Source organism: Paenibacillus sp. Cedars (genome assembly GCF_003184205.1).
GTDB classification, from domain to species: Bacteria; Bacillota; Bacilli; order Paenibacillales; family Paenibacillaceae; genus Paenibacillus_AQ; species Paenibacillus_AQ glucanolyticus.
This window is the reverse complement of the sequence record NZ_CP020866.1, coordinates 1950526-1964101: the sequence shown is the minus strand read 5'-3', so window position 1 is coordinate 1964101 and position 13576 is coordinate 1950526. Positions and strand designations below refer to the sequence as shown.

At 49.4% G+C, this 13576-nt stretch carries 15 protein-coding genes; 4 read left to right on the top strand and 11 right to left on the bottom strand.

Annotated elements, in window-relative coordinates:
- Positions 1–152: 152 nt before the first annotated feature.
- Complete coding sequence (locus B9D94_RS10840; protein WP_148246990.1) at positions 153–599, bottom strand: hypothetical protein; 447 nt, start codon at positions 597–599, stop codon at positions 153–155.
- 247 nt (positions 600–846) lie between these two features.
- On the opposite strand from B9D94_RS10840, the gene B9D94_RS10835 reads away from it, so the two are divergent.
- Entirely contained in the window at positions 847–2142 is a 1296-nt protein-coding gene (locus B9D94_RS10835; protein WP_148246989.1) for an MFS transporter, read from the top strand.
- Here the strand turns inward: B9D94_RS10835 and B9D94_RS10830 are convergent.
- The 4 genes from B9D94_RS10830 to B9D94_RS10815 form a co-directional block, all read right to left on the bottom strand.
- Positions 2132–2809 carry a DUF4166 domain-containing protein gene (locus B9D94_RS10830; protein WP_148246988.1) on the bottom strand — a complete coding sequence of 226 codons (678 nt, stop codon included), beginning with the start codon at positions 2807–2809 and terminating at the stop codon, positions 2132–2134. The genes B9D94_RS10835 and B9D94_RS10830 overlap by 11 nt on opposite strands.
- Positions 2806–3747, bottom strand: coding sequence for a DoxX-like family protein (locus tag B9D94_RS10825; RefSeq protein ID WP_148246987.1), 942 nt, complete (start codon positions 3745–3747; stop codon positions 2806–2808). The genes B9D94_RS10830 and B9D94_RS10825 overlap by 4 nt, the downstream gene beginning before the upstream one ends.
- A 217-nt stretch (positions 3748–3964) precedes the next feature.
- Positions 3965–4606 (bottom strand): response regulator transcription factor, encoded by a 642-nt coding sequence (locus B9D94_RS10820; protein WP_148246986.1) that lies wholly within the window; start codon positions 4604–4606, stop codon positions 3965–3967.
- The gene (locus B9D94_RS10815; RefSeq protein ID WP_148246985.1) at positions 4603–5949 is read right to left on the bottom strand and encodes a sensor histidine kinase; all 1347 of its coding nucleotides are present in this window, start codon (positions 5947–5949) and stop codon (positions 4603–4605) included. The genes B9D94_RS10820 and B9D94_RS10815 overlap by 4 nt, the downstream gene beginning before the upstream one ends.
- Positions 5950–6188: 239 nt before the next feature.
- On the opposite strand from B9D94_RS10815, the gene B9D94_RS10810 reads away from it, so the two are divergent.
- From B9D94_RS10810 to B9D94_RS10800, 3 genes are read left to right on the top strand one after another with little or no spacing between them, the layout of a single operon-like run.
- Positions 6189–6902, top strand: a complete 714-nt coding sequence (locus tag B9D94_RS10810; RefSeq protein WP_063479950.1) for a polyphosphate polymerase domain-containing protein — start codon at positions 6189–6191, stop codon at positions 6900–6902.
- 3 nt (positions 6903–6905) lie between these two features.
- A complete protein-coding gene (locus B9D94_RS10805; protein WP_006211122.1) occupies positions 6906–7610 on the top strand; it encodes a DUF4956 domain-containing protein in 705 nt (234 codons plus the stop codon).
- 18 nt (positions 7611–7628) lie between these two features.
- Entirely contained in the window at positions 7629–9593 is a 1965-nt protein-coding gene (locus tag B9D94_RS10800) for a CotH kinase family protein (protein WP_148246984.1), read from the top strand.
- Positions 9594–9696: 103 nt separating this feature from the next.
- On the opposite strand, the gene B9D94_RS10795 is transcribed toward B9D94_RS10800, so the two are convergent.
- The 6 genes from B9D94_RS10795 to B9D94_RS10770 form a co-directional block, all read right to left on the bottom strand.
- Positions 9697–10014: a hypothetical protein gene (locus B9D94_RS10795; RefSeq protein WP_063479952.1), complete on the bottom strand. Its 318-nt coding sequence runs from the start codon at positions 10012–10014 to the stop codon at positions 9697–9699.
- 117 nt (positions 10015–10131) lie between these two features.
- Positions 10132–10776 carry a TVP38/TMEM64 family protein gene (locus B9D94_RS10790; RefSeq protein ID WP_082834417.1) on the bottom strand — a complete coding sequence of 215 codons (645 nt, stop codon included), beginning with the start codon at positions 10774–10776 and terminating at the stop codon, positions 10132–10134.
- A 24-nt stretch (positions 10777–10800) separates the two neighbouring features.
- A complete protein-coding gene (locus B9D94_RS10785) occupies positions 10801–11271 on the bottom strand; it encodes a DinB family protein (RefSeq protein WP_148246983.1) in 471 nt (156 codons plus the stop codon).
- The gene (locus tag B9D94_RS10780) at positions 11264–11863 is read right to left on the bottom strand and encodes a DUF4269 domain-containing protein (RefSeq protein WP_006211127.1); all 600 of its coding nucleotides are present in this window, start codon (positions 11861–11863) and stop codon (positions 11264–11266) included. The genes B9D94_RS10785 and B9D94_RS10780 overlap by 8 nt, the downstream gene beginning before the upstream one ends.
- A gap of 31 nt (positions 11864–11894) precedes the next feature.
- On the bottom strand, positions 11895–12707 hold the full coding sequence (locus B9D94_RS10775) for a GNAT family N-acetyltransferase (RefSeq protein WP_148246982.1): 813 nt from the start codon (positions 12705–12707) through the stop codon (positions 11895–11897).
- 104 nt (positions 12708–12811) lie between these two features.
- On the bottom strand, positions 12812–13531 hold the full coding sequence (locus B9D94_RS10770; protein ID WP_148246981.1) for a DsbA family oxidoreductase: 720 nt from the start codon (positions 13529–13531) through the stop codon (positions 12812–12814).
- Positions 13532–13576: the final 45 nt, after the last annotated feature.

Here is a 13576-nt window from a genome sequence, read left to right as displayed (position 1 = left end):
CATTCATCCAATCAGCATAAACAAACAGGTCACATCCTGGTATAGGAATACCAGAATGTGACCTGTCTTTTATAAGTAGGATAAACTGCAGAAAATACGACGGATGATGGCTAGATCATACTAAAACCAGGCTAACCATGCTTTTATCAAAATCAATCCCAGAAATCAATCCTTGCCGATCCACCGGCACCTGTCTTCTTCACGTAAAATTCCGCTCTTTTGTTATCCCCGTCTACAAAGCTGCCGATTCCTCGAACAATTCCGCATTGATTTTTAGATAATTCAGCTTTTCCTACATAATCATTATTATTGTTCCCCGGATCATCCTCCCATAATTCGTACACTGCCGTTGGACCGGAGTATAGGCAAAACGCAAAATCTCCACCCGTGGAGTAAGCAATGGCGCTCGAGGAAGTGAACGTAGAGGAACCAATATAATCCCATTGCCCAGGTACTGACGCCAATTCGGAAACCGAAACCAAAGAAATCGAAGCCGGAGATGACGTCGGGGAATCTGTTTCTTCACTCGCAAAAACGGTGGAAAAAGAGCTGACCAGAAACACGAGCAGGATACTGCATGCGATTTTTTTAAATTTCATCTGTAACACAACACCTCTTCCCTTTTTTTATAACAAGCATATATATAATAGCTTAGTTGTAATTTTATGTAAATAGATAAACGATAAATAATTCATCCATTTCCTAAATCCGATCCCAAACGGGGGGATGAACAGCAGGGATCCTCCCTTCATAAGAAAGGGAATCCCTCTATAATAAATCTTCCTCCCATGATTCGAACCTGCTAGAATAGAGAGGTTGCTGCTGTAAAATTTAGGGGGTATCATCATGGGGTTAATACACCAGTCGGCAAAAGAAATGCGATCTTGGCCGCGCAATATTAAGCTGTTTTTTCTAGCTAACGTGCTGTATCAGATCGGTACCGGCATGTTCAGTGTGCTCTACAATTTATACATACAAAGCCTTGGGTATAATGATTCCATGAATGGAACAGTGGTCAGTATTCAGTCCCTTGCCACAGCATTAATGTTCATCCCGATCGGTCTGATCGGAGACCGCGGCAGCCGGAAACGCATTCTTGTCCTTGGTGCACTGTTAAGCGGGGCAGGGCTTATCGCCCGCTCGTTTCTGGAGAGCGAGTTCAGCTTGCTTGGGCTCGCGATATATACAGGCCTGTTTGCATCCTTCTTTCAGGTGCTGGCCATCCCCTTTTTGGCGGAAAATACAGCGAAATCCGCTCGCATGCGCATCTTCAGCATCCACGCCTCGCTGGTTCTGGCTTCTCAAGTGCTCGGGAGTATGGGCGGCGGATTCCTGGCGGATGCCTTGCAGGTATTTGGGATAAACAAGGTCGGCAGTTTGAAAACAGCGCTGTTCATAGGCGGTCTGGCAACCTTTGCCGCGTTTATCCCGCTCTTGTTTACAACAGATAAGAATGCCGAGGATGCACAATCAACGGATACACCCCTCCCTGATCATCAACCCGCTCAGTCCGGAGTTGCCGTTAACACCTCCGGTTTGGGGGATTTCAAGATCATCGGACAGTTCGCGCTTGCCCAGCTGTTAATTGGACTGGGCTCCGGACTCGTTGTGCCTTACTTGAATCTGTATTTTACCAATCGCTTCTCGGTGTCGTTATCGGCTGTCGGGATCCTTATTTCGCTTGGGCAAGTCATGACTATCGTTTCCATGCTGATCGGTCCGACACTCGTGAATCGCGTGGGTGCGGTGAGAGCCGTGGTGCTGTTTCAGGTTCTGTCCTTGCCGTTCCTGTTGTTAACCGGCTTTACCAACGTATTGATCATTGCATCCGTTGGATTCCTGTTCCGGCAAGCGCTCATGAATGCGGCTAATCCGATCCAGTCCTCTATTCTGATTGACCGTGTGCCGGATCATCGAAGAGGAATCGCCAATTCCGTCACGCAAACCGCCTTTATGCTCGGGTGGGCAACCATGGGACCGGTACAGTCCACACTAGTCACCACATACGGTAACTACTGGGGATATGCAATCACATTCTGCATCACCGGAACCTTATATGTTGTATCTTCCTTTTTGTACTACCGCATGTTCCGCGAACAAAAAGATAACAATCTACCTTCCGGCACGCCCACTACTCTCTAACCTCCGTGCGGAGGGGTTTAACATGAGACGGAACAGGCTGCCCGTTCAGCGAAATCGTCCGGGCCTGAAAACTTCCCTTATACCGGAAGACAGGCCCCAATATCGGATTGTTTACCTGAACGGATATTCGGTAACACTCGTCCCGTTCTTCATACCATTCGCACACGTCGGCCGTTCCGGTCAAGCACCGGGGGAATCGAAACCGCAGGATCCCTTCATAAAACCTCTGCTCACTCGATTGAATGCGGATTCCGCCGTTAGCGCTTGCGCTAATCGCCAGATCCACTGCCAGATGCTGCTGATTGCCCAGATAATCCACCACGCGGCTGCGCTGTGAACTGTAAATCATCGTAGCATCAAACCGTCTGCGGATGCCTGGAAAATCGAAGCTTCGGCACCACGTCACCGTTTCTCTCCCCCATTCATCCTGATAAGCATAGTTCTCAATTCGAAACGGAATCCCCATCCCCCGATTCGGGAACATGATATGCCGCATCGTTCCGATATATAGTGGCAGCACTGCCCAAGGAGCATGCCAGATCTCTTCCATGATGCCTTCTCCAATCGAAGCGATGTTATCCTTGCTGTTAAACCCGAAACGTTCCCGGATTTTGGGATGAAGCTTCTGAAATTGTGCTCCGAGGGCTTGCTCATAGATCGAGGTCATATGCGTTCACTCCTTAGACTGGGTCCATCTGTGGAGGCCGGTATTCTCACACAGCGATATGCGCTTGGCAAATCGACAGCCGACAGGGAAGCCGTGAAGCATAAAGCTATCATTGAACCGCTTAGAGTCAACGGATTAAAGGGAGCTTTCATCAACTGTGGCTCCGTGATTAATGCTCCCAGCATTAAAATAACGAGCAATAACATGACCAGCCTGTACCACCACCGACTCTTGTGAAAGAGCAAGGTTAATAATCCAACGCCGATCTCCGCGATGCCAAGCAAGACCAGAACCATGCCCTCCACCCCCTCGGCCCAGCCGGACTGTCTCAACAAATCAAGCTCTCCGGCTTCCGGAAACAGCAGCTTCGGCACCACCCCCTCGTAGCACCATAGAATGACCAGCATGAACACGCTTAAGGCGTGGACCAAGGCATTCCGGATCGAAACCGACGGCGGAATGTCCTTCTCTGCCCATAACCGCAGAACATCAAAGCTCCAAGCCGTTGCAACGCCGAACAATGGCCGAAACAACAAGCGATCAAACCAGGCTCCCAGCATGCCGAACCGTGTCTTGTAATCATACCGGGTCGAGAACTTCAAGATGCCCTGTCCACCGTCCGCATACTTCCAATAGCCGCTCCCCTCCCGTATCAGGGAATTACGCTGATCGGAACCGAATCGCAGCACCGAGATCCGATGCCCCGACTTCGGATGCACCACCGTTTTCGTGGCACCTGCCCCCGTGACCTCCAGACCAAATCCAATTCGGGTCTTATATAGAAAACGCTGAGTCTCTGCATCAACTTTAGGCAAATAATGAATCTCCGAAAATCGCAAGTCCCACTGCTGGTGAAGCTCTGGTGTCTGTGTGAACGACCACAGTTTATCCATATCCGTCTTCATATCGATTTCCACATAAATCGGTTTTCTCTTCATGCACTTTCATCTCCTGGTTCGTGGATTCAACCGCCTTTATCGAATCCATGCTGTTGCTGGACCGGGCAGCCTTTGGTGTATACAGTCATTCTACTGTCGTCTCCCGCTGACCGTCAGACCTCACTTTCGTAGAACATGCAAAAGAGAGGTACTACATTTCGTAGTACCCCTCCCTCTTACTTCTCTGTATACAAGCGCTCTAACCAAACCAGCTTCGCTATGATTTGTCCTTTTGCCTCACGATTCCTTTGCGGCGAACCTTCTCCACGGCTTCCCTGCTGCTCTTCACGCCAAGTTTCTTCAGAATTTTATTAATCTGATTCTTAAGTGTGCTCTCGGTTTTGAACAGCTTCTTCTCCATCTGGGAATGGCTGTATCCTTCGTCCAGTAGCTCAAACACTTCCCGCTCCGCAGGGGTTAAGCCCCGCAGCTGTTCTTCGCGCTTCAGACGGGCAAATTCCTTCAGCAGCACTTCCATCGTTCCCGGGTGGAGCACTGCGCTGCGGATAGCAGCCGGAAGCTCCTTGAACCTGGTCTTCTCTAAGTAATTAACGGCCCCGGCCGTATATGATTTTGTAATAACAAACTCGTCAGCAAGCGAGGTCAGCATGATGACCTTGGCTTGCGGCTTGAGCTCATGAATTTCTGCGGCGGTATAGATGCCGTCAAGACGACCCGCGGTCAGTTGAATATCCATCAGAACGATATCAAAGGACAGGATGGCTGCCATTGCAATGGCTTGCTCGGGCGAATCGGCTGCACCGACTACCATCATATCCTCCTGCGCATTCAGAAAGACCGTCATTGCCTTAATCCAATCCGGGTCATCCTCAACCAGAAAGATCTGTATTCGATTCAAGCCTCATCCCTCCCGGTTAGACGAATGATTTTGCTGCGGGGGTAGTACAGCGTTATCTCTGTTCCCTCCGACTCACGGCTCTCCAGTCCTACGGAGCCCCCGCTTTTCTTCATCACATTATAGACATAGGACAAGCCAAGCCCGAAGTTACGCTTCTCATGACCCTTCGTGCTATAAAAAGGTTCAAATATGCGTCCTTGCAGCTCCCGCGGAATGCCGCTGCCGTTATCCTTGACGGAGATAGCCGCTCCCTTGCGGTCTGCTGTTACCGTTATCGTAATCCGTCCGCCTTCCGGCATCGCCTCAACGCTATTTCGAATCAGGTTGCTGATCGCTTCCTTCAAATGAACAGCATCTGCCAGCAGCCAAGGCCGCTGCAGGTTCTGGACATCCAGCTCGATGCCATATCTACTTAACAACTCATATTCACGAAGCTGAACCTCTGCAATGAGCTGATCCGTACGGGCAGGCTGTTCAACCAGTCTGAAATCCTTCATTTGCTGCTGGATTCGACCCACCATGGCAACCAGATGTTCTGAAGAATGTGTGATGACTTCCAGCTGCTCCATGACGGCACCGCTGTCCTGCGTCAGCATTAGCTTCACATTTTCCGTGCTGATCGCAATCTTGCCAATCTCATTCTTGATGGTATGGTTCAGCATCGATGTTCCCGTGCTCACGGCCTGCATCGTGCGATCCAGCGGATCGCGCTCAAACTTCAGACGAACGCCCAGAACGCCATATACAAAAGTACAGATAACGGCCACGGCTAACGAATACAGAATAAACAGCGATACATATTGAAACGAATCATAGCCGGGCGAGATTAAATTGCCGACATTGATCAGCAGCATTACACCGAGCAGCGTAGGCACCATAATCATGGTGGTGATCCACATGCTCTTTCGTTTCTGCGGATTCATCTCATATGACAGCGCGCGAACGAGCAAGACGCATCCCGTCACATAGTAGGGTCCTGTCCACACGAATAACAATCCATAATGAATATGATGTTCGGGATGAAGCAGAACCTGAACCAGCATGATGAACACAGGCAGAAGCAAGCCTATTTTGAGATAGCGCATCCTCTTGGGCTGCTGCGGTCTCCGAGTATATACCATGCAAAATATCAGCACTCCATATGGAGTTAAAGTATGATTCAACAATTGAATCACCGGTTCATACCGGATCGGTATAAAACCGGAAGGCGCAAGCAGATCCGTCAATCCTCCGCTCCCTGCACTCAACAGGAAAAAAGCCGCCCAGCGGTTCACCTCGCTCCGAGGCTGATTGAGCAGAAGCACGGCTGCCGCGCTCCATAGCGCTGCCACATAATAGAGCATACTACATCGTCCTATTCTCTTCCCAAATGTAGTTTCATCCTACCACAGTCGCTGGCAGGTGTGGTACAAAAGATCGCCCCTTATCCGCCTTCTTGGCCAGGATTCCGGCGGTCTTTTTTTTACATTGCGAAAACATTCAGTTTACATTCAGCCGCGTTTAAGAAAGAAATCAGGAACGGTTGCTAGGATAGATTTCGTAAGCAAGCTACACCATGACAGAGAGAAACGAGGTGGAACCCATGACAACCCCATTGAAATACCGAAATGAGCTGAAGTTTTTTGTGAATATCCATCAATATCATATCATCCGGGAGCGATTAAGAAATCTGGTGGCCTACGATCAGCATGCCGGTCCGAGCGGGGAATATCACATCCGAAGCTTGTACTTTGATGATATCAACAACAAAGCTTTGTACGAGAAGCTGGCAGGTGTCCGCGATCGCGTGAAATACCGCATTCGTATTTATAACGTTGCCGACGATACCATCCATTTTGAGAAGAAAATCAAATTCCGGGATTACATCGCCAAGCTGAAGGAGCCGCTCACAAGAGAGATGGTCAATCAGATTATGGCAGGTCAGTATGAATGCCTCTATCAGCCGGACAAACCCCTGATGATGGAGCTGTACCATGAAATGAAACACAAATTGCTGCGTCCCAAGGTCATTGTCGATTACGTCCGCGAACCGTACGTATGCCATAACGGGAATGTTCGCATTACGTTTGACAAGGAGCTCCGAACCGGCCTGCACTCCACAGATCTGTTCAACCAGCATCTGCTGCCCATTCGGGCGATCGATGAGAATCTGATCATCCTTGAAGTCAAATATGACGAGTACATGCCGGATTACATCAAAATCGCGCTGCAGCTCGATGGCCTCAACCGACAGTCGGCATCCAAATATGTCATGTGCCGCAAATTTCTCAAATATAACACTTGGGAGGATCAATAATTCATGAACGCTACACCGACTAATACGGAAACCACCAATTTCTCGGATATTATCAAAAATTCCGTCATGGAAAACTTCGTATCCGATATCAGCATCTCCAAAATTTTGATTACGCTTGCCGTCGCTTTTGTTATCGGGCTATTCATTTATTTACTCTATAAACGGGTGTTCAGCGGCGTGCTGTACTCCAAAAGTTTCAACGTTTCACTGATCGGGATGACCATGATCACCGCTGTTGTCATTATTGCCATCAACTCGAATCTCGTGCTCTCGCTCGGTATGGTCGGCGCACTCTCTATCGTCCGCTTCCGTACGCCCATCAAGGACCCTACCGATCTGATATTTCTGTTCTGGGCTGCTGTAGCCGGGATCGTAACCGGAGCCGGATTCTATACACTGGCAGCGATCGGGTCCGTTGTTGTTGGCCTCATCCTGTTCTTCTTCATTAAAAAAGCAACGGTGGATACGCCTTATCTGCTGGTTGTTCATTGCGATAACGAGCAGAGCGAGCAAGCCGTTAAAGGTCAAATTGATCAAGCCGTGAAGCGCTATAATCTGAAGCAAAAAACAGTGACGCCAGGAAGCATTGAACTGACGCTGGAAGTAAGACTCCGTGATGCGGAAGGCCAATTCGTTAACAAGCTGTCTCAGCTTCCCGGCGTTCACAATGCAGTCCTGATCAGTTACAGTGGCGACTATGTATCCTAAGTCAGGCGGTGGTCAGAGATGATGAACAAAAAAACGGCAGTATGGCTGTCCCTTGTGCTGGCCATAGTCCTCCTGCTCTCAGGGTGCCAATGGACAACCTCCCCGGTCGCCAGCTCGGAGGTTGACAGCAGCACAGACAACGAAGTCTTGCAGGATCAGATCGATTCCACGGTATTTCCGAAGGATAAAGTTGTTGATGTGAAAATCACCATCGACGAAGCCGATTTTCATGATATGCTGGACAATGCCAATGCAGAGGAATATAAAGAAGCCTCCGTGAATTACAACGGCATGCAGTATGATCATGTGGGTCTTCGTACGAAAGGCAATTTAAGCCTGCGAAGTGTAGTCAATTCCGACTCCGACCGCTACAGCTTCAAGATCTCTTTTGATGAATATATCAATCAGACCTTGAATGGAATCAGCAAAATCAATCTGAATAACAACTACAGCGACGCCTCGTATATGCGCGAATTCCTTACTTACGAGCTGGCGGCATCCGTCGGATTGCCGACACCCGGATTCTCATACGTAAACGTATACGTTAACGATGAATTATGGGGCTTCTACCTTGCTATCGAACAGATTGGCGATTCTTATCTGAAGCGTCAGTTCGACAATTCATACGGAGCATTGTATAAGGCTGAGATGACAGGTGTAGGAAGTGATCTCACATGGCTTGGCAAGGATCCGGATTCCTATACGGGACTTGTCATGAAATCCAAATCATCCAATGACGATATATTGATCGATATGCTGGATGAACTCAATAACGGCACCGATTATGAGAAGGTGCTTGATGTGGATAATGTGCTCAAGTACGTTGCCTTGAACGTGGTCGCCTCCAATATGGACAGTTATCTCGGTTCCAACAAACAGAACTATTACTTATATGAGAACAATGGCATATTCTCCGTCCTTCCCTGGGATTACAACATGGCCTTTGGCGGACTTGGCAGCTCCAACCTTCTCATTGACGAGCCAACCCAGGGTGCCTTAGCAGAACGGCCACTGATTGCCAAGCTGCTTGAGGTTGATGAATATAAGGAACGCTATCATGCCATTCTCACGGAAATGCTGGAGGGTTACATGCAGCAGGACACATTCAATGACAGGGTAGCGCAATTGCAAGAACTAATATCCGAGCATGTAAAACAGGATCCAAGACCGTTCTACTCTTACGAGGAATATGAGCAATCTCTCCCAACGCTGATGTCCTACGTCCAGACGTCGTCTGATAACATCCAGCAGCAATTGGATGGAACCATCCCCTCCGCTGGTGATGGAAGCGGCAGCGGAGGTGGTATGGGTGGTGGCGGCCGCGGCGGTATGGCACCGGGCGGGGCTGGTGGTATGATGCCAGGCGGTGCTGGCAAAGTGGCGCCTGACGGCGCTGGCGGCATGGCGCCCGGCGGGGGTAACGTGGCACCCGATGGTGCCAGTGAGATGGCGCCTGGAGCTGCCGATGGCAGCACTCCTGACACTGCACCGAATGGCGCTTCAAGCGAAGGTAGTGACAGAAACGGTGACACTGATCCCAGCAATGCGGAAGATAACAGCTCTAGTGAACAGCCACAGGTTTCACTATCTTCTGCTGCGGCAAATACGGAACCAGTGCAAAATCCAGAGGACGCTGCGTCCCAGACGCCAACGCAGAATCAAGTCCCAGCTAACGGAGATCTGCCAGTACAGAATCAAGCCCCTGCTGACGACCAGCAAACCCAGCCTCAAACGCCGGGGCTGAATGGTCAAGGGGAACTGCCGGACCTTCCTCAAGGTCAGATGGGGAACGGAGGATTTGGCGGTGGCGAGTTCGGCGGCCAGATGCAGGGTGGTCGAGGAATGGGACGGCCGGGCGAATGGAGTAACGGAGCCTCCCAAGAGCAAGGCAGCACCAGGGAAGCCCTATACGCTGGAGTGGCCATCTTGCTGCTGCTTCTCTCTTGCCTCTTTGTGAGTTTATACAAGCGAAAACGACTCTAACTCTACCCAATAAGGGACGGCTGCAAAGAATGATGCCTTTGCAGCCGTCCCTTTGTATGTTCAGAACTTTCTAATCAAACCAATACCCGGAGTTACCGCTTCATTATGCGCTTAACCACGTAATCAACACCGGTGTTAATATCAGTAACGAGCCCAGCGTCATTACGATCCTTGTTGTATTTCTTGACAGCTTACGCTGCGTCTCGGATGAGCGATACCAGCCGCTGAATTGCAGTCGGTTGCGGTAGAGAACAAGAAACCATAAAATATTTCCGCTGAACAAGAACAGGAAGTAGGACTCCTTCCATGGAATCCATGACGTCAGTATGCTCTGTTCAATGCTGCCCAGAATTGCTGCTGCAATCATCATCATGATCATCATACGAATCATTTCCAGTATGGATGAGGCCAATTTGGTCATAACGTTACTCCTTCTTCGTCATGCTGGTTCTAATACAGTCTGTGTTTTCCATTATAAAACAAAACAAGAAATTATGACATGCCAACAGGCGACATGGCATCCGTGCAGCCGCGCTATTCAGTTTGATTCTAACTCTTCTTGAATATCACGTGACGCTTGTTTTCGAATAAAATACGAATCCAGCTTCCGGCTGACCCATAGCGAAAGAACGATGAACGCAAGGACGCCAATCAGCTTGAAGGGCTCGGCTATAAAGTCGGACAAGTTAGCGCCAATGTACGATACACAGAATATCATGATGCCCTTGCCCAAGGCTACGGCCATAAGATAGGACATAAGGTTCATTCTTGCCAGCCCGGCAGCTACATTCACAGCTACGAACGGCCCGACCGGAAGTATGCCCAGCAGGAACACGTAACTGAATCCATTATGCTGAATCCAGCGCATTCCACGCTGAACCTTAGGTTTGTTCGCCCAGCGTTCGATCAGTGGCGTACCGGATATTTTGCGCACAATGAGGAAGGTCGTCAAACACCCCGCAACCATCCCGATCCAAGAGTAAAATACCCCCGCCCACAGTCCATATACCGCCCCATTAACACCTACGATTACAATCGTGGGCAGCGGAGGAATGAAAGATTTCAAGAAGGTCAGCAATATTCCTGGCAGCGGACCTAAAGCTCTAAACTGTTCTAATAACCATTCCAGATTGCTCTCCGTAAAATAAGACATGATGTCCAAGTAGCCATTCAATAACTTCACCCATTTCTGCTATTGTATTGCCGACTAGCCCTCCTGAAGCACCTTGTTCAACTGAGCCAGATGGTGCTTGTCATGCCAGATGAAATCCCGCATGAATTGCTCCACTTCAAAAGGATGGCCGTCCCCGTCTGTATACCGCTTCGCGTACAGCGCTTCCGGCAACGCTTCGATGGTCTGAATCAGCTTCTCCCTTGCAGCTAGCGTCTGATTCACCAGAGCTTCTGTCGATAACGTCTTGGCATATAACCGCGAATCCTCATTAAAAGCATCATAATCCAAATGCTTGACAGTAAGCGTCTCCCCAGCGGAAACCTTGGCGATAGCCTCATTATAAAAATATTCATCCCAGCACATGATATGGCACACCACATCACGCACAGTCCATTTTCCCTCAGCGATCGGGCGATTCCAGTAACTCTCTCCTTGTTCTGCGAATTCACCAACCTTATCGATCCATTCGGAATACTCATTCAACAGCAGCTGTTTATCACTCATACCCATTCTCCTTATCCGTGAATTGTTTGATCATGGCATCCAGTTGATCCTCCGACCAGTCGTACATCTTCAACAGCTCCACATAAGGATCACCCGGTATATTCAACAGCTTCGCAAAGGCAGGCTCTGTCTTGTAACCTGACTTCTTCAGCTCGATAATGCTCTGTCTTCCGACCTCGCCCAGCCGCTTCAGAAGCCTGTATTCCACCACCATGTGCCGGTAACCGTTCTGATGGGTGGAAGGCAGCGGCTGCGCAAACACCTCAAATTCCCAGCCCCCATACCGAAACCGTATCACCATTCGCTCCAGATTGTCTACCGTGCGCAATGAGGAGGTTAAGCCCGGCAGGATTTCTCCATAACGCTCCTTCATCCCTCGCTCAAACGAAACAAAATCCCTCACCTGACAAATGATATCCAGATCGCTTGAAGCTATATCAATACCGATAGGGATCGTCCCGACCCATATCGGATGGTAACATTTCAAATGATCCAACAGCTCAAGTCGATCTATTACCTCGGCTGCCTGCTGTTGTTTCGCAGAGCCTTGGCGCAAGTAATCGATGTTCAAAAAATCCATATCCTCAACCATGGCTGCTCACACCTGCCCGTGCTTAATGTCTTTACGCTTCGCGTTCTGTCCACGTTGTCCGGACATAACCAAGCTTCATGCCGACCGTCTCCATATTGCGATGACTCTGTGACAGGAAGGCACACTGGCCCACAACCAAACTGCATCCCGCTTGTTTCGCATCCCATATTCTCCTGCGAAGAAGCTCTTGCTGCAAGCCCTGTCTGCGGAACTCCGGCAGTGTTGCTGCAAAAGTAAGCGACGCATTGGAATGGTTCATATACATGACACCCGCAGCAGCAGGCTGTTCTCCCGCATACGCCATATAGAAGCTCCAGCCCGGCCGTGAATGCAATACACGATTGTTCAGGGCTACGGACGGGATTCCCTGATCAGGCAGTCCCGTTCCAAGGCAATGAATTCTAGCATAATCTTCAAATTCATCTTTGTCTATCGTTTTGATCACAATTCCGGCATCCGGCATATCCTTCAATTCTTGCGGGTTCATATACATTGAATTATGAAACGCCGATTGGTAAAACCCCCGAGCGGCAAGCGAGCTTAACAAATCCTGATTAACCATGGCAGGCACGATCTCGAATTGGAATTTGCGGTCTCTTGATTTGTAGAAATCGATAATAGCATCGAGATGAATGGAGTCCTCAGACTTTATTCCTTTTACCGTGTTAAACGAAAGCCAAGGCATCGTCCTGCTGTACAAGCACAGCGCCTGACCGAATTGTTCTATCTCCACGCCCTCGGGATTGCCGGGCCGGCCTTCAATAGCCTTCATTCGATCCTGCATATAATCCGTTTCTGAATGCTGAATCCGATGGATAAGTTCCTCAGAGGGAAGATGCCGCATATTGCCTCCTATGTATTCGTAATAAAATAATGATAACGTTCGGATAATTAGAGCCCGAAGATCACTTGCTGATGCTTCGGGCTCCATGCTTGCTGTGTATGATATTATTTCGAGCTGTCCGGCAGATCGCAAGATCCGTCGGCACACATGCCGTCACTGCTGTCCACCTCATTCACCATGACCAGCGGATTGGCTTCACGATAGGCCTTATCCAATGCGTCTGTGAATACTTCCAGAGGCTGGGCGCCAGATACAGCATATTTGCCTCCGAGCACGAAGAATGGAACGCCGCGAATGCCCAGGTTGGCAGCCGCTGCTTCGTCTGTCCGTACCTCAGATTGGAAGTCGTCGCTCTCAAGCGCTGCAGCAGCCAGTTCCCGCGAGAGGCCAACTTCCGCCGCCAGGTCCGCCAACAAATTCCGATCTTCAAGATTCTCGGCATCTGTAAAATACGCACGGAACAACCGCTCGGTCATCTCTTTCATTTTACCATGCTGGTCTGCAAAATAAACAAGGCGGTGTGCATCAAATGAATTGGCCGGAATAACCCGATCCATATGATACGTAAGCCCAACACCCGCCGCTTGCTGAGTAACGTTTGCGTTGGCCGCTTTAGCCTGCTCGATACTCATGCCATATTTGGCTGCCAACAACTCGTCCATGGAAACATCAGGTTTATAGGACGCATTCGGATCAAGCTCAAAGCTGCGGTATACCACCTCTACCTGATCCTTATGCGGAAATTGCTCCAATGCTGATTCGAAACGGCGCTTACCAATATAACAGAACGGACACATAAAATCCGACCAAATTTCAACTTTCATTTTTTCGCCTCCTAGCGAGTGTAATCCTAACTTACTTATTGTAAC

What these genes read in the sequence shown, in the direction of transcription:
- B9D94_RS10840 (WP_148246990.1), bottom strand. Translation starts at nt 599, where the DNA reads ATGAAATTTAAAAAAATCGCATGCAGTATCCTGCTCGTGTTTCTGGTC.
- B9D94_RS10835 (WP_148246989.1), top strand. Translation starts at nt 847, where the DNA reads ATGGGGTTAATACACCAGTCGGCAAAAGAAATGCGATCTTGGCCGCGC.
- B9D94_RS10830 (WP_148246988.1), bottom strand. Translation starts at nt 2,809, where the DNA reads ATGACCTCGATCTATGAGCAAGCCCTCGGAGCACAATTTCAGAAGCTT.
- B9D94_RS10825 (WP_148246987.1), bottom strand. Translation starts at nt 3,747, where the DNA reads ATGAAGAGAAAACCGATTTATGTGGAAATCGATATGAAGACGGATATG.
- B9D94_RS10815 (WP_148246985.1), bottom strand. Translation starts at nt 5,949, where the DNA reads ATGCTCTATTATGTGGCAGCGCTATGGAGCGCGGCAGCCGTGCTTCTG.
- B9D94_RS10810 (WP_063479950.1), top strand. Translation starts at nt 6,189, where the DNA reads ATGACAACCCCATTGAAATACCGAAATGAGCTGAAGTTTTTTGTGAAT.
- B9D94_RS10805 (WP_006211122.1), top strand. Translation starts at nt 6,906, where the DNA reads ATGAACGCTACACCGACTAATACGGAAACCACCAATTTCTCGGATATT.
- B9D94_RS10800 (WP_148246984.1), top strand. Translation starts at nt 7,629, where the DNA reads ATGATGAACAAAAAAACGGCAGTATGGCTGTCCCTTGTGCTGGCCATA.
- B9D94_RS10795 (WP_063479952.1), bottom strand. Translation starts at nt 10,014, where the DNA reads ATGACCAAATTGGCCTCATCCATACTGGAAATGATTCGTATGATGATC.
- B9D94_RS10785 (WP_148246983.1), bottom strand. Translation starts at nt 11,271, where the DNA reads ATGAGTGATAAACAGCTGCTGTTGAATGAGTATTCCGAATGGATCGAT.
- B9D94_RS10780 (WP_006211127.1), bottom strand. Translation starts at nt 11,863, where the DNA reads ATGGTTGAGGATATGGATTTTTTGAACATCGATTACTTGCGCCAAGGC.
- B9D94_RS10775 (WP_148246982.1), bottom strand. Translation starts at nt 12,707, where the DNA reads ATGCGGCATCTTCCCTCTGAGGAACTTATCCATCGGATTCAGCATTCA.
- B9D94_RS10770 (WP_148246981.1), bottom strand. Translation starts at nt 13,531, where the DNA reads ATGAAAGTTGAAATTTGGTCGGATTTTATGTGTCCGTTCTGTTATATT.